The organism is Alkalihalophilus sp. As8PL (assembly GCF_040939795.1).
Classification (GTDB): Bacteria; Bacillota; Bacilli; order Bacillales; family Bacillaceae_D; genus Alkalihalophilus; species Alkalihalophilus lindianensis.
The window spans coordinates 3,094,817-3,120,315 of the sequence record NZ_CP162551.1 but is presented as its reverse complement, the minus strand read 5'-3'; the positions used below and the strand labels follow the sequence as shown (position 1 = coordinate 3,120,315).

Annotated in this window: 31 protein-coding genes; 3 read left to right on the top strand and 28 right to left on the bottom strand. The window is 38.8% G+C overall.

Features of this window, described 5'->3' with window-relative positions:
• Positions 1 to 4: 4 nt before the first annotated feature.
• The 23 genes from AB3N04_RS17265 to AB3N04_RS17155 form a co-directional block, all read right to left on the bottom strand.
• Positions 5 to 601, bottom strand: a complete 597-nt coding sequence (locus AB3N04_RS17265) for a hypothetical protein (protein WP_368503858.1) — start codon at positions 599 to 601, stop codon at positions 5 to 7.
• Between the two features lie 713 nt (positions 602 to 1,314).
• Positions 1,315 to 2,205, bottom strand: a complete 891-nt coding sequence (locus tag AB3N04_RS17260; protein ID WP_368503857.1) for a polyprenyl synthetase family protein — start codon at positions 2,203 to 2,205, stop codon at positions 1,315 to 1,317.
• Positions 2,202 to 2,453 carry an exodeoxyribonuclease VII small subunit gene (gene xseB / locus AB3N04_RS17255; protein WP_317122331.1) on the bottom strand — a complete coding sequence of 84 codons (252 nt, stop codon included), beginning with the start codon at positions 2,451 to 2,453 and terminating at the stop codon, positions 2,202 to 2,204. The genes AB3N04_RS17260 and xseB overlap by 4 nt, the downstream gene beginning before the upstream one ends.
• Before the next feature lie 29 nt (positions 2,454 to 2,482).
• Positions 2,483 to 3,838: an exodeoxyribonuclease VII large subunit gene (xseA, locus tag AB3N04_RS17250; RefSeq protein ID WP_368503856.1), complete on the bottom strand. Its 1,356-nt coding sequence runs from the start codon at positions 3,836 to 3,838 to the stop codon at positions 2,483 to 2,485.
• 11 nt (positions 3,839 to 3,849) lie between these two features.
• Positions 3,850 to 4,695: a bifunctional methylenetetrahydrofolate dehydrogenase/methenyltetrahydrofolate cyclohydrolase FolD gene (gene folD, locus AB3N04_RS17245; protein ID WP_368503855.1), complete on the bottom strand. Its 846-nt coding sequence runs from the start codon at positions 4,693 to 4,695 to the stop codon at positions 3,850 to 3,852.
• Positions 4,696 to 4,721: 26 nt separating this feature from the next.
• A complete protein-coding gene (nusB, locus tag AB3N04_RS17240; protein WP_368503854.1) occupies positions 4,722 to 5,132 on the bottom strand; it encodes a transcription antitermination factor NusB in 411 nt (136 codons plus the stop codon).
• A 204-nt stretch (positions 5,133 to 5,336) separates the two neighbouring features.
• Positions 5,337 to 5,741, bottom strand: a complete 405-nt coding sequence (locus AB3N04_RS17235) for an Asp23/Gls24 family envelope stress response protein (protein WP_368506085.1) — start codon at positions 5,739 to 5,741, stop codon at positions 5,337 to 5,339.
• Between the two features lie 20 nt (positions 5,742 to 5,761).
• Positions 5,762 to 7,129 carry an acetyl-CoA carboxylase biotin carboxylase subunit gene (gene accC, locus AB3N04_RS17230; protein WP_368503853.1) on the bottom strand — a complete coding sequence of 456 codons (1,368 nt, stop codon included), beginning with the start codon at positions 7,127 to 7,129 and terminating at the stop codon, positions 5,762 to 5,764.
• A 20-nt stretch (positions 7,130 to 7,149) separates the two neighbouring features.
• On the bottom strand, positions 7,150 to 7,638 hold the full coding sequence (gene accB / locus AB3N04_RS17225) for an acetyl-CoA carboxylase biotin carboxyl carrier protein (RefSeq protein ID WP_368503852.1): 489 nt from the start codon (positions 7,636 to 7,638) through the stop codon (positions 7,150 to 7,152).
• Between the two features lie 211 nt (positions 7,639 to 7,849).
• A complete protein-coding gene (locus AB3N04_RS17220) occupies positions 7,850 to 8,218 on the bottom strand; it encodes a hypothetical protein (RefSeq protein ID WP_047974096.1) in 369 nt (122 codons plus the stop codon).
• 154 nt (positions 8,219 to 8,372) lie between these two features.
• Complete coding sequence (locus AB3N04_RS17215) at positions 8,373 to 8,963, bottom strand: SpoIIIAH-like family protein (protein ID WP_368503851.1); 591 nt, start codon at positions 8,961 to 8,963, stop codon at positions 8,373 to 8,375.
• A gap of 3 nt (positions 8,964 to 8,966) precedes the next feature.
• Positions 8,967 to 9,635 (bottom strand): stage III sporulation protein AG, encoded by a 669-nt coding sequence (spoIIIAG, locus tag AB3N04_RS17210; protein ID WP_368503850.1) that lies wholly within the window; start codon positions 9,633 to 9,635, stop codon positions 8,967 to 8,969.
• Between the two features lie 5 nt (positions 9,636 to 9,640).
• Positions 9,641 to 10,282, bottom strand: coding sequence for a stage III sporulation protein AF (spoIIIAF, locus tag AB3N04_RS17205; protein WP_368503849.1), 642 nt, complete (start codon positions 10,280 to 10,282; stop codon positions 9,641 to 9,643).
• Positions 10,283 to 10,298: 16 nt separating this feature from the next.
• Positions 10,299 to 11,483: a stage III sporulation protein AE gene (spoIIIAE, locus tag AB3N04_RS17200; RefSeq protein WP_368506084.1), complete on the bottom strand. Its 1,185-nt coding sequence runs from the start codon at positions 11,481 to 11,483 to the stop codon at positions 10,299 to 10,301.
• 36 nt (positions 11,484 to 11,519) lie between these two features.
• Positions 11,520 to 11,912 carry a stage III sporulation protein AD gene (gene spoIIIAD, locus AB3N04_RS17195; protein WP_317122394.1) on the bottom strand — a complete coding sequence of 131 codons (393 nt, stop codon included), beginning with the start codon at positions 11,910 to 11,912 and terminating at the stop codon, positions 11,520 to 11,522.
• 14 nt (positions 11,913 to 11,926) lie between these two features.
• Complete coding sequence (gene spoIIIAC / locus AB3N04_RS17190) at positions 11,927 to 12,133, bottom strand: stage III sporulation protein AC (protein WP_031311554.1); 207 nt, start codon at positions 12,131 to 12,133, stop codon at positions 11,927 to 11,929.
• 28 nt (positions 12,134 to 12,161) lie between these two features.
• Positions 12,162 to 12,674: a stage III sporulation protein SpoIIIAB gene (gene spoIIIAB, locus AB3N04_RS17185; protein WP_368503848.1), complete on the bottom strand. Its 513-nt coding sequence runs from the start codon at positions 12,672 to 12,674 to the stop codon at positions 12,162 to 12,164.
• Positions 12,671 to 13,567, bottom strand: coding sequence for a stage III sporulation protein AA (gene spoIIIAA / locus AB3N04_RS17180; RefSeq protein ID WP_368506083.1), 897 nt, complete (start codon positions 13,565 to 13,567; stop codon positions 12,671 to 12,673). The genes spoIIIAB and spoIIIAA overlap by 4 nt, the downstream gene beginning before the upstream one ends.
• Before the next feature lie 54 nt (positions 13,568 to 13,621).
• Complete coding sequence (locus AB3N04_RS17175; protein WP_317122320.1) at positions 13,622 to 13,903, bottom strand: YqhV family protein; 282 nt, start codon at positions 13,901 to 13,903, stop codon at positions 13,622 to 13,624.
• Between the two features lie 113 nt (positions 13,904 to 14,016).
• Entirely contained in the window at positions 14,017 to 14,574 is a 558-nt protein-coding gene (efp, locus tag AB3N04_RS17170) for an elongation factor P (RefSeq protein WP_317122319.1), read from the bottom strand.
• Between the two features lie 90 nt (positions 14,575 to 14,664).
• The gene (locus AB3N04_RS17165; protein WP_368503847.1) at positions 14,665 to 15,735 is read right to left on the bottom strand and encodes a M24 family metallopeptidase; all 1,071 of its coding nucleotides are present in this window, start codon (positions 15,733 to 15,735) and stop codon (positions 14,665 to 14,667) included.
• Between the two features lies 1 nt (position 15,736).
• On the bottom strand, positions 15,737 to 16,171 hold the full coding sequence (aroQ, locus tag AB3N04_RS17160; protein WP_368503846.1) for a type II 3-dehydroquinate dehydratase: 435 nt from the start codon (positions 16,169 to 16,171) through the stop codon (positions 15,737 to 15,739).
• Between the two features lie 113 nt (positions 16,172 to 16,284).
• The gene (locus tag AB3N04_RS17155) at positions 16,285 to 16,803 is read right to left on the bottom strand and encodes a YqhR family membrane protein (RefSeq protein ID WP_368503845.1); all 519 of its coding nucleotides are present in this window, start codon (positions 16,801 to 16,803) and stop codon (positions 16,285 to 16,287) included.
• A 268-nt stretch (positions 16,804 to 17,071) separates the two neighbouring features.
• On the opposite strand from AB3N04_RS17155, the gene AB3N04_RS17150 reads away from it, so the two are divergent.
• Complete coding sequence (locus AB3N04_RS17150; protein WP_053073975.1) at positions 17,072 to 17,485, top strand: SA1362 family protein; 414 nt, start codon at positions 17,072 to 17,074, stop codon at positions 17,483 to 17,485.
• A 14-nt stretch (positions 17,486 to 17,499) separates the two neighbouring features.
• Here the strand turns inward: AB3N04_RS17150 and AB3N04_RS17145 are convergent, their stop codons facing one another.
• The 4 genes from AB3N04_RS17145 to AB3N04_RS17130 all read right to left on the bottom strand — a co-directional run bounded on the left by AB3N04_RS17145 (position 17,500) and on the right by AB3N04_RS17130 (position 22,760).
• Positions 17,500 to 18,396, bottom strand: coding sequence for a patatin-like phospholipase family protein (locus AB3N04_RS17145; protein ID WP_317122315.1), 897 nt, complete (start codon positions 18,394 to 18,396; stop codon positions 17,500 to 17,502).
• A gap of 110 nt (positions 18,397 to 18,506) precedes the next feature.
• Positions 18,507 to 18,932 carry a transcriptional regulator MntR gene (gene mntR / locus AB3N04_RS17140; RefSeq protein WP_368503844.1) on the bottom strand — a complete coding sequence of 142 codons (426 nt, stop codon included), beginning with the start codon at positions 18,930 to 18,932 and terminating at the stop codon, positions 18,507 to 18,509.
• Between the two features lie 137 nt (positions 18,933 to 19,069).
• Positions 19,070 to 20,095: a spore photoproduct lyase gene (gene splB, locus AB3N04_RS17135; RefSeq protein ID WP_368503843.1), complete on the bottom strand. Its 1,026-nt coding sequence runs from the start codon at positions 20,093 to 20,095 to the stop codon at positions 19,070 to 19,072.
• A gap of 106 nt (positions 20,096 to 20,201) precedes the next feature.
• Positions 20,202 to 22,760: a vitamin B12-dependent ribonucleotide reductase gene (locus tag AB3N04_RS17130; protein WP_368503842.1), complete on the bottom strand. Its 2,559-nt coding sequence runs from the start codon at positions 22,758 to 22,760 to the stop codon at positions 20,202 to 20,204.
• Positions 22,761 to 23,188: 428 nt separating this feature from the next.
• Here AB3N04_RS17130 and dat point away from each other — a divergent pair, with 428 nt between their 5' ends.
• The gene (gene dat, locus AB3N04_RS17125; RefSeq protein ID WP_368503841.1) at positions 23,189 to 24,022 is read left to right on the top strand and encodes a D-amino-acid transaminase; all 834 of its coding nucleotides are present in this window, start codon (positions 23,189 to 23,191) and stop codon (positions 24,020 to 24,022) included.
• A 45-nt stretch (positions 24,023 to 24,067) separates the two neighbouring features.
• Here the strand turns inward: dat and AB3N04_RS17120 are convergent, their stop codons facing one another.
• A complete protein-coding gene (locus AB3N04_RS17120) occupies positions 24,068 to 24,907 on the bottom strand; it encodes a biotin/lipoate A/B protein ligase family protein (protein WP_368503840.1) in 840 nt (279 codons plus the stop codon).
• Positions 24,908 to 25,098: 191 nt separating this feature from the next.
• Here AB3N04_RS17120 and AB3N04_RS17115 point away from each other — a divergent pair, with 191 nt between their 5' ends.
• Positions 25,099 to 25,476 (top strand): rhodanese-like domain-containing protein, encoded by a 378-nt coding sequence (locus AB3N04_RS17115; RefSeq protein ID WP_317122309.1) that lies wholly within the window; start codon positions 25,099 to 25,101, stop codon positions 25,474 to 25,476.
• Positions 25,477 to 25,499: the final 23 nt, after the last annotated feature.

Genomic DNA, 25,499 nt, shown 5'->3' with positions numbered 1-25,499 from the left:
CGTGTCATTTTGTCTTTTTTTGTTTTTTCCCATTGCTTTGAAAAACTTTTATATTTAATTTTACCTCTAAAAGGTACAACAATCTACCTACTTGGTAAATGATCGGGGTTGCATAATGAATAGCAATCGTTTTGCCTATGGCTTTTCCACCTACCGTCAAAGCTGCTATAACACTTGTAAATAAGACGGAAACCCAAAATTGTTGGATTGAGGTTTCACCATACCCTAATTGAATAGACAATTGCAGTACGACATACGCCGATGCTGTACCACTTATAATACCAGAAATATCACCAATTACATCATTACAGAAGTTGGCGAATTTATCTGCATTCCGTGTAATGAGGACTGCTTGCTTTGCACCATTTAATCTCTCTGATGCCATTGCATGAAAGGGCTTTTCACTTGCAGCTGTCGCTGCTACACCGATTGTATCAAAAAACACCCCAAAAAAGACAATAATAAGAACAATGATCATTCCTACAGCCCAAGTTACTCCACTCAAAACAAACGTGGATATAACTGAAAAAATAGCCGCTAACACTAGTGTGATAACGGCAATTCCCAAACTCCAATGTATCGATTTCAATAGAGGTTTCATATTCGTATCTGTATCACCTTTATACTCAGTTATGTATCTAACATATAATAATGGAGTGGTCATTTAAAGAGTAAACTCTGTAGCTTAGGTCTAGTAGGATTTCCCAACTCAGCCCCACGCGTCGCCGCAATGGTGGTTTCCCATTATGCTGAATTTAGCGCTGTCACCAAACGCCAGACTAGATTACCACTTAGTCTACACTGTAATCCTCTTTAAATGTCTATCGAACAGTCTAGGAGATTTCCTCAACAGTCCCGAGCCATTCTTTTATCCTCTTTTGCAGAGCAGATTTCATATGGTAAGAACTTCTCATTGTTGGCCGACAATGAAAAGAACACATATCCATAATCCCCTCTGACTCCACTCAAGGCAGGCTACGCTGCAGACAAACTCCCTAGTTTGCCTATGCAGGTTCATACCTTTTGCTCTTAAAACCATGTTCTAACATGGCATGAGCAAAAGGCCTCCACAGTAGGAGGGTCATCGCCCACATGCCTTTGTGGATCGCCCTACTACCTTTTCTCCCAATCAAGACCCAAAGCTGGGCGCCTCAAGCCAAGACAAGGAGCTTCATCGATGTGCCCTTTGGCGGATTTTTAGCCCCGCCTTCAAGTATGGAGGACTGACTAGAATACTGCACCACTCTCGGTATTCATCATTATAACATGTACTAGATAAGAAGCTCAATGGAAAAGAAGTCCGGACCTTTCCAGTTAATGGTCTCGACTGATGACATAATCTGTTAAAGCAAGAAGCATTTCTTTATTCATGGTTACATTACTAAGATATTCTTTTGCTTTTATAGTATGCACGTCAAGCATTTTTTTTGCCCCATCTAGCCCAAGTAAACTAGGATAAGTGCTTTTATTATTGCCATCATCACTTCCTACAGGCTTACCAATTTTTTCTGCTTCTCCTTCAACGTCGAGAATATCATCTTTGATTTGGAATAATAAACCTAACTCTATCGCAAATTCCCTTAAATTTTCTAAGTCCTCTGCACTTGCATCTGCTAAAATAGCGCCTGCTAAAATAGAGTAAGCAAGCAAGTCACCTGTTTTATGATGATGGATGGCTGCAAGCTCTTCAACACTTAACATACGATTCTCGCCTTCCATATCTGCAACTTGACCACCCACCATACCTTCTGGTCCGCTTGCATGAGCAAGTTCTCTAATCAGAGTAAGGGCTTTTGAAGGCTCACTTAGTGCACAATTCATTTTAGTTATTAATTCAAAACTATATGTAAGTAGGGCATCTCCGGCTAATATCGCCATCGCCTCACCAAAAACTTTATGATTTGTAGGTTGTCCTCTTCTAATATCATCATCATCCATTGCAGGTAAGTCGTCATGAATAAGAGAGTATGTGTGGATCATTTCAATCGCACATGCTAAGTCAAGGCCATCTTCTACAGGCTTATTGTACCCATCTAAAGTAGCTAGTAATAGAACTGGTCGAATTCGCTTCCCGCCCGCATTTAATGAATAAATCATCGCTTGCTTTAATGTATCGGGGGTCTTTAAATTTTCGATATGAAAAGGAAGCTTTGTGTCAATTAACTGTTTGTATTCAGTAACTAACTGTTTTAATTGTTCGTTCACTCTTCCTCCTCCTGAAAATCAGTCTCCTCAAGTTCACCATCTGCATGAAGAATTTGATCCATTTGCTTTTCAACACTCGTCAATTTGTTATGACAGTCTTTTGAAAGTTGCATGCCATCTTGAAACATGGAGATTGCTTCTTCAAGGGGTACATCTCCTTGTTCAAGCTTTTCTACAATTACTTCTAGCTGCTCCATTGCGTCTTCAAAGCTAAGCTCATCTACTTTCTTTTCTGTTGATTTTGCCATTTTAACTCCTCCATTTCACAAACTCTGCTCTACGAATCTTGATTTGACTTTTTATCTTCAACCTGACAAAAAATAATGCCGTCTGTCACCCGCACTTCCACATTCGACCCTACTTCTACTTGTTTTGTAGATTTCACTAACTCTTTACTACCTTCTAGGTACGTTAGACTATAACCACGTTCCATAATTCTTAGTGGGCTAACTAAATTTAACTCACTAAGTACATGTTTAAAGCGTTGCTCTTTTGAAGATAACTGTTGCATGACCTCTCGCTTCAGACGCAACCTTTTATCATCAAGAGTCTCTTTTGCCTGGTTGAGTTGTTGCTTAGGGTGAAGCCTTTTTAAGTCTTTTGCAAGTTGTTGATGCTTTTTCACCTTATCGGTAAATAGCCTATCTGCACTTCTTCGTAATCTCTCTAATTGTGCATCTAGCTCTTGTTCTTTCTGCCTAATAAGTTGGCCTGGATACCGAAAGGCATATGAACGATTGAGTCGGGTAAGCTGTAAATGATAATCATTTACCTGCTGTTTCATTTGACGAGTGAGACGATTATGTAACGCTTGTTTTGTTTGAAGTAATTCTCCTACATCCGGTACAGCTAATTCTGCTGCTCCTGTAGGGGTAGGTGCTCTAAGATCAGCTACAAAATCACTTATTGTGAAATCCGTCTCATGTCCTACAGCTGAAATGACTGGAACGGTTGATTGAGCAATACTCCTTGCAACAGCTTCATCATTAAATGCCCATAACTCTTCAATAGATCCTCCGCCTCGACCAACAATTAGAGTATCAAACTGATTAATTGCATTTGCCTGGTTAATGGCATGAACAATGGATGCTGGAGCGTCATCCCCTTGGACTAGCACTGGCAGAAGGGTAATTTGTACTAGAGGATATCTTCGCTTAACAGTTGCTAACATATCACGAATCGCAGCCCCTGTTGGAGAGGTTACAATGGCGATTTTTTTAGGGAAACGTGGAATCGGCTTTTTCCGCTCTTCTTGAAATAAACCTTCAACTTCCAAGCTCTTCTTTAGTTTTTCATAGGCTAAAAATAAACTTCCGATACCATCTGGCTGCATCTCTTTAGCATAAAGTTGGTATTGACCATAAGGCTCGTATACATTGATCTCACCACGTATTAAAACCTTCATTCCATTTTCAGGTTTAAAAGCCAAATAACGATTATGACCAGCAAACATGACTCCTTGAATGCGTGATTGCGCATCTTTAACAGTGAAATACATATGGCCGCGACTATGTAATTTAAAATTAGATATCTCACCACGAATCCACACATCCGTCAAAAGATGATCATGTTCCATTAATCCTTTTATATATCGAGTTAACTGCGATACTGAGACAATGTCTTTTACGCTCATAAAGACCTCCTTTATGTACGGTCTTTTGCTGATTGAATCGTATTTTCAAGCAACATTGTAATGGTCATTGGTCCTACCCCGCCAGGAACAGGAGTAAGATGAGAAGCTACTTCCTTCACTTCCTCAAAATCCACATCCCCACATAATTTTCCATCTTCACGATTCATGCCAACATCAATAACTACGGCGCCTTCTTTGACATCACTAGCTTTAATAAATTTCGCCTTACCAATCGCCACAATTAAAATATCTGCTTGCTTTGTAAAGGTAGCAAGGTCATTTGTACGAGAGTGACAATATGTAACAGTTGCATCTTCATTTAGAAGTAATTGTCCAACTGGCTTGCCGACAATATTACTACGTCCTATCACAACTACATGCTTACCACCGATCGTGATATCCGCTTCTTTAAGCATTTCAACAATGCCATATGGCGTACATGGAAGAAACGTCTTATCTTTGGTCATCATCTTACCAATATTTACCGGGTGAAAACCATCGACATCTTTTGATGGGGTGATTTTCTCTATAACAGCTCTTTCTTGTATTTGTGGAGGGAGTGGTAGTTGAACGAGGATGCCATCAATTGTAGGGTCCTCATTTAAACGATCAATTTCAGTGAGTAATGTTTCTTCTGTTGTCTCTTCTGGTAATTTGATTAAAACCGAATGAATACCAATTTGCTCACATGATTTTTGTTTCGACCTTACATATGTTTGGGAAGCTTGGTTGTCACCTACTAAAATAACGGCAAGTCCTGGAGTTGTCCCACCTTTAATTAAAGCTGAGACCTCTTTTTTCATTGCTTCTCTTTTTTTAGCTGCTAATTCTTTCCCATTCAATAATGCTGCGCTCATGTTTTCCACTCCCTTAATAGATGTCTTTAATTTCTTTTACGATCGAGGTTTAATGTTTCAATTGATTTGGAGAGAACTCCATTTACGAACCTTCCAGCCTCTTCTCCACCGAAAGCTTTAGCTAACTCAATCGCCTCATTAAATGTTACATTTACAGGAATATCTTCTACTTCAAGCATCTCAAACATCGCCATGCGAATAATTGCTCGATCCACATGCCCCATTCTAGAAATTGTCCACCCTTTTAAATTAACTGATATTGTTTCATCAATTTTTTCTCTTTTTTCTGTTGTACCATAGATCAACTGTTTAAAAAACTCACTTTGTTCTTCGTTATCATCTAATACACTTTCTATCGCACTTTCTATATCCGAATTAGTTAAATCCATTTGATATAGTGCTTGTGCTGCTCGTAATCGTGCCACTCTTCGATTCATTCAGTTCTTACCCCTTTATAAGTCATTAATATATGTTGATAATAGCATAACACCTTTCATGAAAACAGAACAATCTAGAATTTAGTCTACCCAAACCTTCGTTTTCACAATATTCTTTCCTTTGATTTATGAATATTTTTATTAATGAAGCAGTAAATGAGGAAGAGCGACCAAGAAATGGATCTTGGTCGCTCTTCCTAGAAACTATGAAAGTGCATCAGTGTCGATAACTTCTGTTGTTTCAAATTGCACTCCTACAACATGAACATTAACTGCTTGTAATTCAATAGCAGTCATTGTTTGTAGGGCTTGTTTGATATTGTATTGAATCAACTTTGCCACTTCTGGCACTTGAACGCCATAAGAGATGACAACTGAGACATCAACAGTAATCCCCTCTTCATCTAGTTCTACTTTCACGCCTTTACCATGATTTTTGCGGCCAAGCTTTTCTGCCACACCTGCTGCAAAATTCCCACGCATCGTCGCTACACCCTCAACTTCTGAGGCAGCAATACCTGCAATAACTTCGATTACTTCAGGTGAGATCTCAACTGTTCCAAGCTCAGATTTTTGATCTTCAAGTTCTAGAATGTGATTTTCATTCATCATCCATTCCTCCAAATCATTTATTTAGTAACTGCTTTAACTCCCATAACATCATGCTCTTCTAAAAACTTTGTATTAAAATCTCCAGATACAAATGTTTCATGATTAAGGAGCTTCAAGTGGAAAGGAATCGTTGTTTCTACCCCTTCTATTTCAAATTCAGCTAACGCACGTTTCATACGGCCAATAGCTTCTTCTCGTGTTGCACCATACGTAATGACTTTGGCAACCATAGAATCATAAAATGGTGAAATAACATAACCAGGGTATACCGCTGAATCAATACGAACTCCTAATCCGCCAGGTGCTAAATAACTTGTTATTTTCCCTGGTGAAGGCATGAAGTTTTTAGAAGGGTTTTCAGCATTAATTCTACATTCAATCGACCAGCCATTAAACGTTACCTCTTCTTGAGTAAAGGATAGCTTTTCCCCACTTGCTACACGTATTTGTTCTTTGATTAGATCAACACCTGTAACCATCTCAGTGACAGGATGCTCAACTTGAATTCTTGTATTCATTTCCATGAAGTAAAATTCGCCTGTATTATGATCATAAATAAATTCAACTGTACCAGCACCAGAATAATTAACCGCTTTTGCTGCTGCAACAGCTGCTTCTCCCATTTCAGCACGCTTTTCAGGTGAGATGGCCGGAGATGGTGTTTCTTCTAGTAATTTTTGTAATCGTCGCTGAATACTACAATCGCGTTCACCTAAGTGAACCACATTACCATGGTTATCAGCAAGAACTTGAATTTCTACATGGCGGAAATCTTCAATATACTTCTCAATATAAACGCCTGGATTTCCAAAAGCAGTTGCTGCCTCTTGTTGAGTAATGTTCATTCCTTTTTTTAGTTCTTCTGGTGTGCGTGCAACTCGAATTCCTTTACCTCCACCACCAGCTGTTGCTTTAATAATGACTGGAAAGCCAATCTCATCTGCAACTTTCATACCCGCTTGGGCATCTTCAACGATCCCGTCTGAACCAGGAACGATAGGCACACCTGCTTGTTCCATCGTATCTCGCGCTACATCTTTTGTTCCCATTTTATTAATAGCTTGTGGGCTTGGACCAACAAAAATCACTTTACAAGCCGCACAAATTTCAGCAAAATCAGCATTCTCCGCTAGAAAGCCGTATCCAGGATGAATCGCATCAGATTCAGTTAAAGTAGCAACACTCATAATGTTAGTAAAGTTCAAATAGCTCTTATTTGATGGTGTCGGCCCAATACAATAAGCTTCATCAGCCAAACGTACATGCAGAGCATCCTTATCAGCCTCTGAATAAATGGCAACGGTTTCAATATCCATCTCACGAGCAGCTCGAATAATTCGAACCGCAATCTCTCCTCGGTTGGCAATTAATAATTTTTTTATCATACTATCCCCACTCCTATTATTTAGCTAGGTTCTACGACAAATAATGGTTGTCCATATTCTACGAGCTCTCCATTTTGAGCTAGCACTTCGACCACTTTACCTGTTACTTCTGCTTCAATCTCATTCATTAACTTCATTGCCTCAACAATACAAACCACTGTTTCTTCTTCAACCGAATCACCCGTTTTTACATATGCATCTGCATCAGGTGAAGGCGAAGAATAAAAAGTACCTACCATTGGTGAAGTGATTGTATGAAGGTTTGATTCCTCTTTCGTTTCTTTTGCAATCGGTTTAGGTGCTTGCTCAGCCGCTTCTACCTTTGCAGGTGCTTCTGGTTTCACCTCTGTTACTGGCGCTGGTGTTGGTGCAGAAGCTTGTCCTGTCGTTGCTTCAGCTACTTGTTTTTTAAGAACAATTTTTGTTCCGTCTTGTTCGAATTTCATTTCATCTAAACTAGATTGGTCCATTGCACGAATTAATTCCTTGATCTCTTGTACCTTTAACATATATGTACTCTCCTTTTTCTTACTAGCACCCTCACATCATTTTAAAGGGTGAAGCATGTTGTTACATAGCATCATTTATATTATATCATACCGTTTCAAGATACTCCCTTCAAATTCTTCAATTTGCGGGAGTGTTCTGATAATACAGGAATGTATTCGCCGCAAACAAAAAAACTCCTCTATCCTTTTAGAATAAAAGAGTTTAGATGGTTTATTCTGGAGCACTTTCTGTTTGAGATTCTGATTCTTCTGTAATAAGCGCCTCTTTTTTGTATTGGCGGAATACAGGGAATTCTGAAAGGTTCTCAGGAATCTTCCCATCTTCTAGAAGAATAATTTTAACAATATCTTTATTCCTAGCCATATGGAATTTATCGCCGTACTCATTTTCTTGAGTATATTTTTTTAAGTTTTGATAATCTTCTTCTTGGATTGATACCGTATATGAATGACCTTCTTCATTATCGACGTGTTGTTCAAACCCAATTTCAAACTCAACAATTTGGATATTATCATTTTTCAGGTTGCGTGTTTGCTCAAGTACCGCCTTGGCACCTTCTGTTAAATCCGTCCATTCCATGTAAAATCGCTCCTCATATTCAAGTTACATTGTCGTATTATATCATGCTCCCCTTCCCATTGCACCTCTTTGACGATGTTCAATACTTTTTTCTTTAGAACATTCATTTCAAGCAAAAAGACATCAGCTAGATTAGTAGCTGATGTCTTTACTATTATTCGTGACTTACGACCACACTTTTTCCATTTCCAAGTTGATCTGTTACCATATCCATAATTTCAACTGTTTGGGCCCCTGTTAATTCTTCTGCTTGCACAATAACTTTAACTTCTTGACCTTCAGACATAACAAGTACATCATTAAATCCTTTTGTTTTAATTAACGTTTCAAGCATTGATTCTTGTTGAGATAATGCTAGTAGCTCCATGCTCTTCTCATGTGCTTCTACTACTTTATCAGCAGACACATCGCTAGCTGCACGGATTTTTGTATATTCTTCTGCCATACGATCGCGATTCTCTTGAAGCTCCATGCGCATCGTCGCAAAAAATTCACTACCACTCATTGAATTCACTTCTGTACCAATGTCTTCTCCAGCCTCATCAACCTTTTCAAACTCTTCGACAACATTGACCACGACATCTTCCGAATCCCCAGTTTCCTGCTGTGCCTCACTTACTTCTTGATCCTCAACAAATGCTACATCATCTGTTGTTTGCCCCGGGGTCATTAAGTAATACGCAGATAATACCACAATTAAACTAAGCATTGTTAACAACCAGACTGTTTGTTTTTTCAAGACCATTCTTTATTCCTCCTCAACTTTTTTAGGCATGACACTTACTCGGTGAGATGGTACATCTAGAACTCTACTAACTGCTTCAATCACCCAAGACTTCACTTGTGCATTTTCTACACCTTCAGCAACAACTAAGACGCCTCTTATTGTTGGCTTTTCCTTTGCTACAAGGACAGGCTCTTCTTTGTCACCACTACGTACAATCACCAGTTGTTCATCTTTAGTGACATCATCAACAGTTCGCGTCCCCCCCTCACGATCCGTTTCATTCGTATTTTGTTGTCTAGCATTGATGTTTTTTTCATAGATGTTTCGCTCGGATTCAGCTAAATTAATCATCACCGAGACGTCACTCAATCCAACAATTTGCTCTAGCGTGTCGCGTAATTGATTTTCATAGCGCATCTCGTAATCTTCCATCGAATAAGGTTCAGGTTTTTCGTTTCTACCAAATACTTCGGTATCTTCCTCTGTTTCCTTATCGTTAAAGACAGGTAAGGATTGTGCTTGATCCATTGGTTGGTTGGTTAGAAGGTTACCAGCAATCATTAAAGCAATTCCCACACATCCGATAAGAACTACATAATGGAGAGGTAATTTTCGCTTTTTTTGACCTGCATCTGGCTTTTTTAATATTTTACTTAACCATTGGCGAGCCTTCTGTTCATGTTGACTCATTCTGCTTATTCCCCTCCTTCCCACGCTAGCGAAATCATTTCTTCTGGAACTTCCCAATTGGTTGAAAGAAAGGTACGTATCGAGGATAGATCCATCTTTTCCTCTACACTTTCTTGTGGAATGGGTCGAGTCGTATCAATCTTCACAACGCTGACCGGAGATACCGCGTTGTTTTCTTGGCCACTAGGGACTTCTTTCCCAAATTCATGTAAATGAACAATGACCTCTTCTACGTCCTCAGCAGTCGGCGTCTGATTAACCGACTCAGCCATTTTCACTTCCACTCTAGTGATAGACACATCATGTTGCTTCCTTAACGTATCTTTCACTTCATTTTCCAATTGGACAGCCATCTGTTCTGAAATATATGCACGAAGTCCGAGCTCTATATCACTTTTTTGTAAATTTATTTCATCTTCCAGCGACTTTTCCATTTGGTTTGAATGTTGAGTAATCGAAACAAGCCATTGGTCGACATCCTTTGTCAAAATTGATAATAAAGGCTGCAAAATCATGACTAATAATAATAACCCTACAACCATTTTCACATAACGTTGCAAAACTGAATTCGGGATCATTAGCTCTAAAATAGTAGCCAATAAGATAAGAAGTATGATATTGGTTATCCAGCTTGTTAGGAAATCCATGACAGACCCCTTTCTCTCACCTGATCATGAAGGATAGATTACCAGCTGCTACCATAATGGTAATCGCTAAGAAAAACATTAAACATACAATGGCTAACGCTGCAAAAACGTAGATCACTGCTTTTCCGATGATGGATAAACATTCAATTATGGGGCCACCACCTAATGGTTGTAAGATGGCAGCTGACAAATTAAAGATAATAGCTAAAGATAAGATTTTTATCGCTGGAAATGCACAAAGCATGAGTAGTATGGCTAAGCCCGCTATTCCTACTGTATTTTTGAGTAATAAAGAAGCGCTCATAACCGTATCTGCTGCATCAGTAAACATCCGTCCAATGACTGGTACAAAGTTACCTGCGATAAATTTAGCCGTTCGAACTGTAATTCCATCAGCGACAGCTGTAGACGCCCCTTGCACAGAAATAACACCTAAAAAGACGGTTAAGAAGACACCAAGAGCACCAACTGCGATCGTTCGTAAAAAATTTGCTAGTTTCGTCACTTTATAATGATCTGTTAATGTACTCACAATCCCCAACACAGCCGATAAGAATAATAAAGGAAGAACAATAAATTGAATTAATAATCCACTCGTATGAACTAGAAAAATGATCAGCGGATGAAATAAAGCTGCTGATGTGATGGAACCAACCGCCGCCATGATTGCTAATAGTAAAGGGAGGAGAGCGATCATAAAGTGAATCATGTTATTTATGGCATCCTGGGCATATGAAATGGCTACACGAAAGCTGTTTAGTGCAATGATCATTAAGACCATGTACGTAATCGCATAAGCCACTTTGCTTATAGTATGTTGTTCAAAAGCATTCTGGAGCGACTGTAAAATCATACAAAATACGGTTAGTAAAATCAGCGTTCCGAGTAGTTTGCCGTTCACAATTAATTCATGAAGAAGATAACGCACAAGTCCAATTCCCCATTCTTTAAAGGAAAACTGCTTGTCTCCTTTTACAAACTCTAGAAAACTTCCTTTTTGGCTCTCAGGTAAAAAACCACCATACTCTGTCGAGATCTCCTCCCAGTAGCTTCTAATTTCATCAAGTTGCAACATTTCTAATTGTTTTTCCACAAAAGTATTCTCATCAACTGGCTCCTCCCCGTTTGATTCAGCATGCGCATCCATTGGAAGTAGTAAAAACAGGGTAAGAAGAAGGATGGTTGATAAGGTTTGCTTCATCATCTCATCCCTCCCTTCTTGTATGATTTCTATGGATTATGATGTAGGAAGCAATGCTAAAACCATTTCAATGACTGCCGTGAGTATGGGGATGGCCATTACCAAGATGAGAATTTTTCCCGCAAGCTCAATTTTAGTTGCGATTGCAGCTTGTCCGGCATCCTTTGCAATTTGAGCACCGAATTCGGCAATGTAGGCAATGCCGATTATTTTAAGAATAGTTTGTAAATAAACCATATTAATTTGGGCATTTGTTGCAATTTGTTCGAGCATCGTTATAATTTTAGTGATTTCATCTACTAAAAATAAAAAAATAACGACGCCAACGAACACGGTTAACAGAAAGGCAAACATCGGCTTTTGTTCTTTCACTACAAGGGCAAGGAAGGTTGCGATTAGTCCCAGGCCCACAATTTGAATAATATCAATCGCAACTCACCTCCCTAACCTTGAAACAAAAAAACAGTCCTTATTTTCTGGAACAAATCATCAACAATGGTTGCAACCATATATAAGACAACCACAAATCCAATTAATGTTACCCAATGAGCCCAATCTTCTTTTCCCATTTGTTTTAACACGGTATGAATCATAGCAACGACTATTCCTATTCCTGCGATTTGAAAAATCGTGTTCACATCATACACGATGTTCTCCTCCTCCTATAAACCGCTACTATTACATCAGTAAAATAACGATTAGTAATCCTGTTAAAAATCCTAAACTTTTGACCATTCGTTCGTAGCGATGTTGGCGATCTCTTGCTTCCCCTTCTTCTCTTTCTAAATGAGCAAGCGTTAATTTAATTTGTTTTTGTTGCTGTTCGCGATCATGTTGGCCTAGCGTTTGACCAAATTGCTTAAGGATTTCTTGTTCATTTTGTAAAAGGGAAGTGAGCGACCACATCTCTTTAATACTTTCTTCCCAAGCGACATAAGCAGGTTGTTCCGTATGGTTTAACTTGGATGCAAAATATTCAAACAAGTAACAAATTGGCTTTGGCGTTTGTTTAGCTAAGTGCTTAGAAGCTTGTGCTAGAGGAGTTAAGCCGTATAAGATTTCAGCTTCTAGAGATTGGATAGCTACTTTCAACTGCCTTAGTTGCCTTGGCCGTTCACTCAATCTCCTAGCTAACTCAAACCCGACCGCTGTTGTGACAATGATGATAAGAAGTGCCCCTAGCAATTTCATGGATACTTCACCTTCATTTTCTCGTTGATTCGACGGATCCTCTTCACAACTCCAGGCTTTGTTGTCCTTGTTAACTCGATGCAACGATCAAATGCCCCAAATTGAAATAATTCACTGATTGCAGGCCGTTTTAGAACATCTTCTAAGGTGAAACCATGTGCTGTGGTCATAACCCTGACTCCAGCGTGAGTAGCTTCTTGAATCGCTAATACATCTTCTCTTCTACCGATCTCATCTACAATTAATACATCGGGACTCATTGAACGGATCATCATCATCATTCCTTCTGCTTTCGGACAACCATCTAATACATCAATTCTTGCTCCTAGATGATGTTGCGGAACTCCTCTCATACTAGCAGCGATTTCAGAACGTTCATCGACAATCCCTACCTTCAGTGGAGCTATCTGCCTCACAGCAACACCTTCACTAATTAACCTTGCTAAATCACGAAGCAGGGTTGTTTTCCCTGTTTGAGGAGGACCAATTAATAACGTATTAAGCCATCTACCATCATACAAATCATGAACTAAACGTTCTGCGACTCCAATTGTTTGCCTAGCAATTCGAATGTTATAGGAGCTAACATCGCGAATGGTTTTCACTTCACCTTTTTCTAGAATGACTTTTCCTGCAAGACCAACACGATGTCCTCCTCGAATGGTTATAAAACCCTTCTTCATTTCTTCTTCAAACGCATAAAGTGAATGTTGACTTAACTGACTTAACAACTGTTGTCCATCTTTAGGCTCGACAATGTACATCGCTCCATTTTCTTCTGGATAATAAGGTTTACCATCAACAATCACTTCAAGCGGGCGAGAGATGCGTATACGAATTTCTTCAATATCTTCCTTAATAGCCAAAGGAAGTTGTTGTAGAATTGTTCGAATCGGTTGTGACACAACTGGTAGAATATCTTTTAGCACAACTCTCCACCACCCTCTCTATTTACGAAGTCCAATCAATATCAATACAACCCCTGCTCCTATGAAAAGAAATTTCCCCACCGACAACCGATCAGATAAACCAGTTAGCCCTATTAGTATGGAAGAGATAAAGATAGTAGGTCCGATAATGGCTAACATGGCATTAATGGCCACTGCCTTTTCAACACTATTTAACTTCAACATTATAGTAGCTGCTGAAATTTCAATAAGACCAGAGAGAAATCTTAGTCCAACCATCGCCAAAAGTGCAGCTTCTATTGATAAAAACCATGTTTTCAACTTCTTCACCTCTGCATAGCTCGCTTTGTACAACCTATGAGATCTTATGCCAATTCAGAACAAAAAAGACGAGCACACTTTTGATCAAGTGTGCTCGTCTTATCATTTTTTTATTATGCTCTTGACATATAAGAAGAACTACGTGTATCGATTAGAAGAATGTCGCCTTGGTTAATAAAGAATGGAACCTGAACTGTTAAGCCTGTTTCAAGTGTTGCAGGCTTTGTTCCACCTGAAGCTGTATCGCCTTTAATACCTGGCTCTGTTTCTGTCACTTCAAGTTCAACTGTATTAGGAACTTCTACTCCTAGAGTTTCACCTTGGTATGACATAATTTGAACTTCCATGTTCTCTTTAAGAAATTTAAGTTCATGCTCAATTTGAGAAGTTGGTAATTCAATTTGTTCAAATGATTGATTATCCATGAAATTGTGCATGTCTCCACTAGCATATAGATAAGCCATACGACGGTTTTCAATATGGGCTTTAGAAACCTTTTCACCAGCACGGAATGTTTTCTCTTGAACAGCTCCCGTACGTAGGTTACGAAGCTTAGAACGGACAAATGCCGCTCCTTTACCTGGTTTTACATGTTGGAAATCAATGACTTGCCAAATTCCATTGTCAACTTCAATCGTTAATCCTGTTTTAAAATCATTTACTGAAATCATAATTATCTTCCTCCATCTTTCCACCTTTTTCTAAAGTGGGCAATCACAATCTTTACTATACCATAGCCTAATCAAAGTTTCCTGTAGATTTTATACCCCAACAGTTAAAAGTTCTTTTGTAGACTTAGTAAATGATTGATTTCCATTCTCTGTAATTAGTGTGTCGTCCTCAATTCTTGTACCACCGACACCCGCAACGTAAATACCTGGCTCTACCGTAACAATCATTCCAGGTTCAAGGATCGTTTCTGATTTAACGGAAAGGGAAGGCCCTTCATGTACTTCCATTCCTAGACCATGACCCGTTGAGTGTCCAAAATACTCACCATAACCCTTCTCTGTAATATAATCACGAGTAAGAGCATCTGCTTGTTTCCCAGTTATACCAGGTTTTATTCCTTCCATACCACGTAACTGAGCTTCTAAAACGGTATGGTAAATTGTTTTTAATTCATCACTCACTTCACCTACAGCAAGTGTTCTTGTGATGTCTGAGCAGTACCCTTTATAATAAGCACCGAAATCTAGAGTAACGAGTTCTCCTTTATCAATGATTTTCTCACTTGCCACACCATGAGGGAGAGCGGACCGATAACCTGAAGCAACGATAATATCAAATGAAGAACTCGCAGCGCCTTGTTTACGCATGAAGAATTCAAGCTCATTAGAAACTTCAAGCTCTGATAGGCCTGGACGGATAAATGTTGTGATATGTTGGAACGCAGCATCCGCTATTTCAGCCGCCTCTGAAATAAGTTTAATTTCAGCGGAATCTTTTATTAAGCGAAGTTTCTCAATTAATCCAGATACCGGAATAAGTGTAGCTGATTCAATGAATTTGCTATAGAGCTGATGTGCTTCATATGTAAGTTGTGATTGTTCAAATCCTAATGTCTTAACTTTTAATAACTCTACTTGCTTAGCTACCTCTTCAAAAATAGGTCCTGAATGTTGAACAATATCGAATCCCTTTGCTTGTTCTCGGGCTTGTTCCATATAACGAAAATCTGTAATGAAAACGGCTGCTGATTGTGTTACAATCGCAACTCCGGCCGTTCCAGTAAACGTTGTCATATACTGACGGTTGTGAGCACTCGTAATTAATAACCCATCTACTTCTGCCTGTTTCAGTTGCTCTCTTAATGCTTCTACTCGTTTCATATTATTCCTCTCCTTTTGCAAGCGCGGTTAAAGCTAGGATGTAACCATATAGTCCCAACCCAACAATTTGACCTTTTGTCACAGGTGATACAACGGAATGGTGACGAAACGCCTCCCGTTTGTGAACATTGGAGATATGAACTTCAATCACTGGTAAATCAACACTGGCAATTGCATCACGAATAGCATAGCTATAATGAGTAAAAGCACCTGGGTTGATAATAATACCATCTGCTTCATCAACCGAACGATGAATACAGTCAATTATTTCCCCTTCGTGATTTGACTGCATGCAGTTTACTTCAACCTCTAAATCAATAGCTGCTTTTATTAATAATGCTTCTAGGTCCCCTAATGTCTCATAACCATATACGGATGGTTCCCGCTTACCTAAGCGATTTAAGTTCGGTCCATTAATCACAATAAAACGTTTCATACAAATCCCCTCGCTTTTATGACACGATATTCCAGCGTTTAGCTTACTTCTTATTAAGTGTAACATTTTCCAATGGATTATAGGAAGAAGTTAGCAGGGTTTGTACTAAATATTTAGTCTTCTTTAGGATCTTCCTGATTGTCAGATAAACCGTGATGTTGTTCCGCATATTCATACGAAACTGAATAGCCAATAAAGACGCCATATAATACATAGAGACAAATAGAGGTTACAATCGTATTGGAGTCTAAATTCTGAACGGATTTTAACCCAGGAAAGAATGGATTCAGCACATAAAAAACGAGCCCCCATAAAATCAAGCCGAAGCCCAGACCCGCCCACACGCTCAGCACTTTTTGTAGAATAGCTTTATACAAAAAAGCTACCCCAATTGATAAAATGGCAATAACTAGTACACCTAACCATTGTCCAAAATGGGTTTCTTTCCATCCTCCAAAAGCCCATGGCATAAATACGAGTGCAGGACCTACTCGAATAAAATTAAAGTAAAAAGCAAAATAACCAACTAACGACCAAATCAGCCCCCCAAAAAATCCGATTAATACCACTTTAGTAGGAAAAGACATTTGTTGTTCTGCTTCATGTTGTTCTAGCTGTTCACGTTGTTCCATTCATAGCACCTCCATCCCTAGTATGTCCAGAGGAATAAACGCTTCATCCAAAAAATTAGTGAAATTCCAAATCAGTCGAATGAATAGGTTTTTATTTGTGTAGAATGTAAGGGTGATGGATTTACAATAGAGGAATTAAGACAACTCGTGTAGAATAGAACATATAACGATTGTTTGAAAATCCTCCCTAAAGGGAAATGAATAGAAATTACATGCTGTCGTTAGTTTCATCATGATCTTATTTACTTTTTCATGGAGGTGAGCTCGTATGCAACGTACAATGCAGATGATTGTTTTAGCTGTCGTTGCTTTAGCTGTTATTGGACTGGGTTATCAAATGATTTACAATCCGATCGGATTGTTAACACGAGTCTTATTTATCGCTGGTTTTGTCGCGGTCATTTTCTTCTTGTATCGTCTTTATCTTGCTAAACGTTTTGGAACGAGTATTTGGCCGAAGCGTCAAGGACCGAGTCGCTCACAATTAAAAAAAGCAAAGCGTACCAGTACAGCTAGTAGGCCTACATCTCCTAGAAATGCATCATTCTTCAGATCAACAAGTGGTACTGCAGTAAAGAAAAAATCTCCCCTGCCTAAATCACCTATAAAAAAACGACCTGAACATAATTTTACTGTTATTGAAGGAAAAAAGAATAAGAAAAAGAATCGAGCTCTTTTTTAAAGCTCGATTCTTTTTTAATAGCGCCACCCTCGTAGGAATTGCTCAGTCTCGATACGTCCAAGATTCATCAATTTTTCTTTTTCCTGTTCTGACATTTCAAAATCCGTTGCACTAACATCCATTACAGGTATAAAGACAATATTTTTAGCATGATCTGCTGCAATATATCTCGTATCGTGTGCCTTTGTCATTGTGTCAAACAATGCTCTATATAATGCAATCGCATTTTTTATATCATTTGGTTGTACTTGATCAAGTGAAGGAGAGAGTTGAAACCCTATAACGGGTCGTCTCCACTTCTTTGTCTTACCGTCCATAAACAACCACATCGGAAAGTTACTTAAGATCCCGCCATCCACTACATAGGAACGTGCTCCATTCTTTGTGCGATCGTAAATTTTTACAGGCTCGAAAAAAAATGGGATGCTACAACTCATTCTCACGGCCCTTGCCACAGAAAACTTTTCAGGTATTTGTCCATATAAGGGTAAGTCATCTGGCAGTACAATTAATCGATTCTGGGATAGATCTGATGCTATGATGCGGAGTGAGTCTTTCGGTAGATCCGCAAATGTTTTAATTCCCTTTTTTTGAAGAACACAACTTAGCCAAGCTTCAAGTGCATCCCCTTTATAAATGCCTAGCTTAAAATACATATGAATCCATTTGGCAACTGGAAAGGGTAACCAAGACATGCGCTCATCTTTGAATGCTTCGATATCTAATTCATTTAGTAATGAAAGGAGCTCCTTGCTTGTGTATCCAGCTTTAATTAAGGCAGCCACGATAGAACCTGCACTTGTACCAGCTATTCGAGTGAATTCATACCCTCTTTCCTCCATTACATCTAGCGCACCTACGAACGCATAGGCTTTCACCCCACCACCTGCAAACACACCATCAATCTTCATGATGATCATCCCCCCACTACGTTACCTTATGTAGGAACCTGCTTGGTTCTTTCCAATAAAATGAGTAAATGAATCTACATAAAAAAACAACCATAGCCAAATGGCTATGGTCATTGTTCTTCCTCATTCTTTTTTTGCACTTCTCTCAATGCCGCAATTCTGCGCTCGTCTTCTTGAAAGAATTGTACCAGATCACCAATTCGATCAATCGCATCCCAGCTGAGATGGTGTTCAATCCCTTCAACATCTTGATAAATATGTTCTGCTTCAACACCAATTAACTTCATAAAATCCTCTAATAATTCATGTCGATACACAAGACGTTTCCCAACTTTTTTCCCTTTAGCGGTTAAAACTAATCCTCTGTATCTTTCATAAATAAGATAATCACTCTTATCAAGCTTTTGAACCATTTTCGTTACAGAAGAAGGGTGTACCTCCAGTGCCTCTGCAATATCTGATACTCTAGCGTACCCTTTGTCTTCTATTAAGATATAAATTCGCTCTAAATAATCTTCCATGCTAGGTGTCGGCATAAGGGTCCCCTCCAATTAATCAACAAACACGTAAGAGACGCGTTTGCCCACCGTCAACTCGTACATTATCCATCATTTCTATATTACTACAGAAGGGGAGCATGAGACAATGTTCTTATACCTTAACTTTGGGTCACTTACGTAAAGTATTCAATTTTAGCTTCAGGGAAAAAACGTTCAATATAGGTTTGTATGGTCTCTTTTAATGGGCCCGCTTCCTCATCCTTATAGACATACTTTCCTCTTCCATACTTCCCCCACTTGTACTTACGTTCTTCCTCGTTCATCTCTAATTTAGTTTTCGGGTAACGTTTTTGGATGACACGCTTTGCCGTTTTAGTAAATCGATGTTGGATCATCTCGAAGGTCAAATCCTTTTTAGCATAATGAGGCAAAGTTGCTTCTAAACGTTCAAATAAATCCAAATAACCCTTCTCCCAATCATCATGTAAAATCAGAGGCGCTACGATGAATCCTAAAGGATAATCTGCCTTCGCTACTTTTCCAGCCGCTTCAATTCGTTCTAAAAAAGAAGAGGTCCCTGGTTCAAAGCTTTTAATAACATGATCAGAATTCACACTAAATCGAAAACGAGTATTTCCATTATGCTTTGCATCAAGCAAGTGATCGACATGGTTGTATTTTGTCACAAAACGTAAGCGTCCATTATCCGTTTGTCCTATATGTTCAATCGTCTTCTTTAACGAGTGTGTTAAATGGTCAATTCCAACGATATCTGATGTACAAGCTGCCTCAAACCGAGTAATTTCAGTTCCTCGCTCTTCTATGTACTTATCAGCTGCATCGAAAATTTCATCTAAATTCACATACGTTCTTATATATGGTTTATCTCCTAGTGTTGTTTGCAAATAACAATAATGACAATGTCCCATACAGCCTGTAGCTAGTGGAATCGCGTATTCAGCTGAAGGCTTGGATGTATCGAACTTTAAAGTCTTTCTAACGCCAACAACCAATGTTGATTTAGCATTACGATACTTCTGTAGATCGTTTTCTCCTGGAATATTTCTTACTTGATTGTGGGAAGTCGTCTCTCTAATTTCAACATCCATCTTTTCAAATTTTTCTTTCAATGTTTTACCTAAAGGGTAATTTAGTGCTCCTGGTTCAAAATAAACAAGTTGTGGTGAGAATGGTTTCATTATCTCTCCTCCTTTTTTTTAGAATGTGCAAAAGACAAGAGAACATGATGACATTATTTAGGACAAAAAAAAGATGAGCAACATGCCCATCTTTTTTTATATGAAATTACAATCCGCATTTAAGTTGTGCACCACAACTTGTACATGTATTACATCCACCAAGATCTTCTACTTGACCTTTTCGGCAAACTGGGCAAGTATTCCCAACTTCCGATCCAATTGTTACATTAGTTGATCTGATTTCAGAAATGGTATCAATAAGGACAACTTTACTTTTTTCTTGAACCTGCTCTGTTGTTTTAACTTGATCAAAACTATTGTCTTCAGCTTTTAATGAAAGTACTTGGGCATCACGGCTACCATCTACATACACCGTACCCCCTTTAGCTCCACCACGGTATAGACGCTCATATACACCTTGAACTTGTTCTACTGTATACCCTTTGGGTGCATTAACGGTTTTGGATAAAGAACTATCTACCCAACGTTGAATAATACACTGAACGTCAGCGTGTGCCTCTGGATTAAGTTCCATCGTTGAAATAAACCACTCTGGTAGCTGATCAGCGCTCGCTTCTGGATTTTTTTGTAAATATTCTTCTACAATTCCAGCTTTCACTTCAATGAACTTTCCAAGACGGCCACTACGGAAGTAAGAGAAGGAGAAGTACGGTTCAAGTCCTGTTGAAACACCGACCATCGTTCCTGTACTTCCTGTTGGAGCAACAGTAAGTAAATGTGAATTACGGATACCATAATCAAGCACACCTTGACGAATATCTTCAGGCATTTTCTTCATATAACCCGTATTAATAAATGCTTCTCTTAACTTACTTGTTTCTTCATCCGTTTTTCCAACTAGAAATGGAAAACTTCCTTTTTCCTTTGCTAACTCAATACTTGTTCGATAAGCAGTAGTGGCAATGGCCTCAAATACTTGGTCAACAAGCTTATTGCCTTCCTCTGAGCCATATACTGTTTCTGCATAGATTAATAAGTCATGAAGCCCCATGACACCAAGCCCGACACGACGTTCACCTTTAGCTTGCTTTGTGTTCTCTTCAAGGAAATAAGGTGTAGCATCAATAACATTATCTTGCATACGTACACCTACCTCAACAGTACGCTTTAATTTATCAAAGTTCACTGTTTTGGTTTCCTTATCCGCCATCTCAGCTAAGTTAATCGCAGCTAAATTACAAACTGAAAATGGAGCAAGCGGTTGTTCTCCACACGGATTCGTTGCTACTACTTTTTGACCGTATGCTTTGGCATTCGTCATATCATTAGCATTATCAATGAAGAAAATTCCTGGCTCGGCACTATACGTTGCACAGATATTAATGAGATTCCAAAGTTCTTTTGCACGGATAAGACGATACGTACGAACGCCATAACCCATATTTTTCCATTCGCGCACATCTCCAATTTCATGCCAAGTTTCATTGTATGTTTTCATGTCTTCTGCTGAATAGTTTTCTACATCCGGGAAACGAAGAGCGTATTCTTCATCATTTTCAACAGCTTCCATAAATTCTTTTGTTAAGGTGATTGAAATGTTCGCACCCGTTAAAAATTCTGGATTGTTAACCTGATATGTGCCCCCTGTGATTAGCTTTTCCTCTGCTTCTTGGATCACTTTAGGGTCGAATCCACCATTACCTTCTATTGTCTTGAAATTGACGATTCCTTGATACATGGACTCTTCAATGGTAGTAAGTGGTGTAAAACTTAATTTATCCTTAACTAAACGACGGATTTGCTCATCACTTGTTTGCTCTAATAAGAAACGTAGAATACGTGGGTTTTGCATTTTAGAAATAATAAATTCTAAAATATCTGGATGCCAATCTGAGAGCATAATCATTTGCGCTCCACGTCTCGACCCACCTTGTTCTACTAGATGAGTCAGTTTTGCAATATCATCCAGCCACGAAACAGAACCAGAAGATTTCCCGTTTACTCCGCGTGCAAGCGTGTTTCTTGGGCGTAAGGTAGAACCGTTCGTACCGACACCACCACCGCGACTCATAATCTCCATCACTTGTTTGCGGTGCTCTGAGATTCCTTCACGAGAATCTTTTACAAATGGCATTACATAACAGTTAAAGTATGTTACATCTGTCTCTGCCCCTGCACCATAGAGAACGCGTCCTGCAGGTATGAAATTCATATGAACAAGCTCTTGATAGAATTGTTCAAATGATTGTTGTCTTCTCTCAGCGGTTTCTTCTACTGAAGCGAGCCCTGTTGCATTCCGTTTAGCGATTTGCTCATAGAACAATTCAAGGGGCTTTTCAATTGTGTCTAGTGAACGCATCACTAATCCACTTTCCGCTTCTTCTCCCTCTAATACTCCTCTAAACTCTTCATCAACTAATACTTTCGCTTGATTTTGTTCACGATCTAGTTCCACAACAAAGCCATAGCCTCTCGCAGGGAATTTAGGATCTGCTTTAACCGTTAAAACAACAAAGTCTCCTTCTTTTAATGTTTTCTTCTCTGTATCTTTAAATGTATAACGGTCAAGCATCACAAGTCTAGACACACCTTTTTTGGTAATATGCATGTCTTCTGTTATTGGATGAACTTGTGAGAATTGTGCAATGTCTTCATTTAGTGCATCAACATTGACACGCATCACGTTTGTCATCGTCATCGCCATTCATGACTCCTCCTTTATATTCAATCCTTTTCAAATGTCTGCAAATGGAATAGCTTTTGATGCATGTCCATCTCTAAGAATTATATTCTTGGGTAAGTCTACCACAACTCTTTACCCGTATTCAATATATAGTACTCCTTTTTTGAAAATAAACACTATATATTGTGTTAGATTCGTTTTTAATTTAATTTGTCAAACTTGAAACAGCCAAAAAAAGCAAGCATATATGAGTTTAACAGATATTCAATTCGATTTTCCCGTTAAATTGAACCAATTTCTTTGTTGCCAAAAAACCAATTAAGTCAAAGTCTTCATCTAGCTTGATTCGACAAAAACATAAAAAAAGATTGACAAATTTTTTTTATGATGTTCAGATTATGAAGACAATGTTTAGATGAAATGAAAAACATTAGCTGGAGGTTTAACCTATGGATTATGTGCTGAAACAACATGATATTGTACAACGTGATGAAGCTAGTATTGATTTTAATGATCGAGGTTACCACTTTGGTGACGGGATTTATGAAGTGGTACGTACATACAACGGAACACCCTTTGCCTTAGAAGAACACCTCGATCGTTTTTATGAAAGTGCAAAAAAGCTAGATATGGATCTCGCTATCAGCCGTGAAACATTAATTGGTCTGATTAACCAATTAATTTCAAAAAACCAATTAAAGACAGGTATTGTTTACCTTCAAGTCACTAGAGGTGTCCAAGATCGAAATCACCTCTACTCTCGGGAAATCACTCCCGTCCTCACTGGATATGTTGCATCACTTGATCGTAAACACGAAGTTATGCAAAATGGAATTGACTTGTGGCTTACAAAGGACGTTCGCTGGCTTCGTTGTGATATTAAGACCATTAACCTATTAGGAAATATTATGGCGAAAAGAGAGGCCGCTGACCAAAACTGTCATGAAGCGATTATGCACCGTGATGGAACGGTCACTGAAGGTTCCTCATCAAACTTATTCCTTATAAAAGATGAGACACTTTATACCCATCCTGCAACAAACCTAATCTTAAACGGGATTACAAGACAAGTGGTCATTAAGCTTGCCAAACAAGCTGGATTAAACGTTGTAGAGGAAGCTTTTCCAATAGATGTTTTGGCTATAGCGGATGAAGCCTTCATTACAAGCACCACAATGGAAATTACGCCCGTTCGCTCCATAAAAGGGGACGTCGATGCATCCATACATGTAGGGCCACTGACAAAGAATTTACAAGAAGCATTTAATAACCTTATTTCATAACGACCATTAAAAAAGGCGCTGGATTTTCTCCAGGGCCTTTTCCTGTTATTTACGGTAATTCCAACTATCTTGCTCATATCTTGTTTTTGCAATTTCCCATACTTCAGCATCTTCTTCTGCAGTTAAGGTATAGGGCTCTAAAGTAATGTTTAACCCTTTTTCAAAACCATAATGGAATGCTTGTTTCGCTTCGTCCATCGTTAAAGGTGTTTCTCTTAAAGCGTTAATCGCTACTGCTTTATTTTTGAAGTTCTTCTGCATTCTCTCTCTAACCCGATCACTTGTATAATTAAACAGATCAAACAACTTGTCCTCATCAATATCTAAAATGATTGAACCATGCTGTAAAATAACACCTTTTTGTCTTGTTTGGGCACTTCCAGCGACTTTGCGTCCTTCTACTACAAGCTCATACCAAGACGGGGCATCAAAGCACACCGCTGAACGTGGGTTCTTAAGTGCTTTTTTTTCTTCATCCGTACGAGGAACAGCAAAGTAAGCATCAAGTCCTACTTTTTTGAAACCTTCAAGAATTCCTTCAGAAATCACTCTATACGCTTCTGTTACGGTTGCAGGCATCTCTGGGTGTTTTTCTGAGACGATTACACTATATGTAAGTTCTTGATCATGCAAGACCCCTCTCCCACCGGTCGGTCTTCTGACAAATCCTAATCCATATCGCTTAACTGCTTCCATATTTACTTCTTTTTCTACTTTTTGAAAATAGCCAATTGATAATGTAGCAGGGGCCCAACCATAAAACCTAATCGTTGGGGGAATCTTCCCTTTACTATGCCATTCAAGTAATGCTTCATCTAAAGCCATATTATAAGCAGGTGAACAATTACCTGAATCAATAAAACGCCATGTTTCGTTCATATCCATCGCTTCTTTCTATATTCATTCGTCAAAGTTCCAACTAAGTGTAACAAAACCATAGAAAAGAACCAAGTAGATTACCTGTTTAAACTGTGACCATTTTAGAGAGATTGTTATAATGCAATTGCTAAATGAGCATGAGATGATTATAATTTAACTAGAATGATTGTCTATGCAGAAGGAGTGTACGGAGATTTATGATGATTTATTTATGGCTCATACTACTAGCGCTTGTTATTTTTGCAGTATTTAAACGTTTCTATACGCCAAAATACTTAACAACACTAACGCAAGAAGATTTTATTAAAGGATATCGCAAAGCGCAGCTAATCGATGTTCGTGAACCACGTGAATACGAGGGCGGTCATATTCTTGGCTCCCGTAATATCCCAATGTCACAAATGCGCCAACGTATGAATGAAGTACGTGTAGACCAACCTGTTTACCTATACTGCCAATCAGGAGCTAGAAGTAGACAAGCTGCTCAGTTTTTAAAGAAAAAGCGCGGTGTACAAGAAATCTACCATCTACAAGGTGGCTTCAAGAAGTGGACGGGGAAAATCAAAAAGAAATAAGATAAAAGAGGCTGAGAAATCTC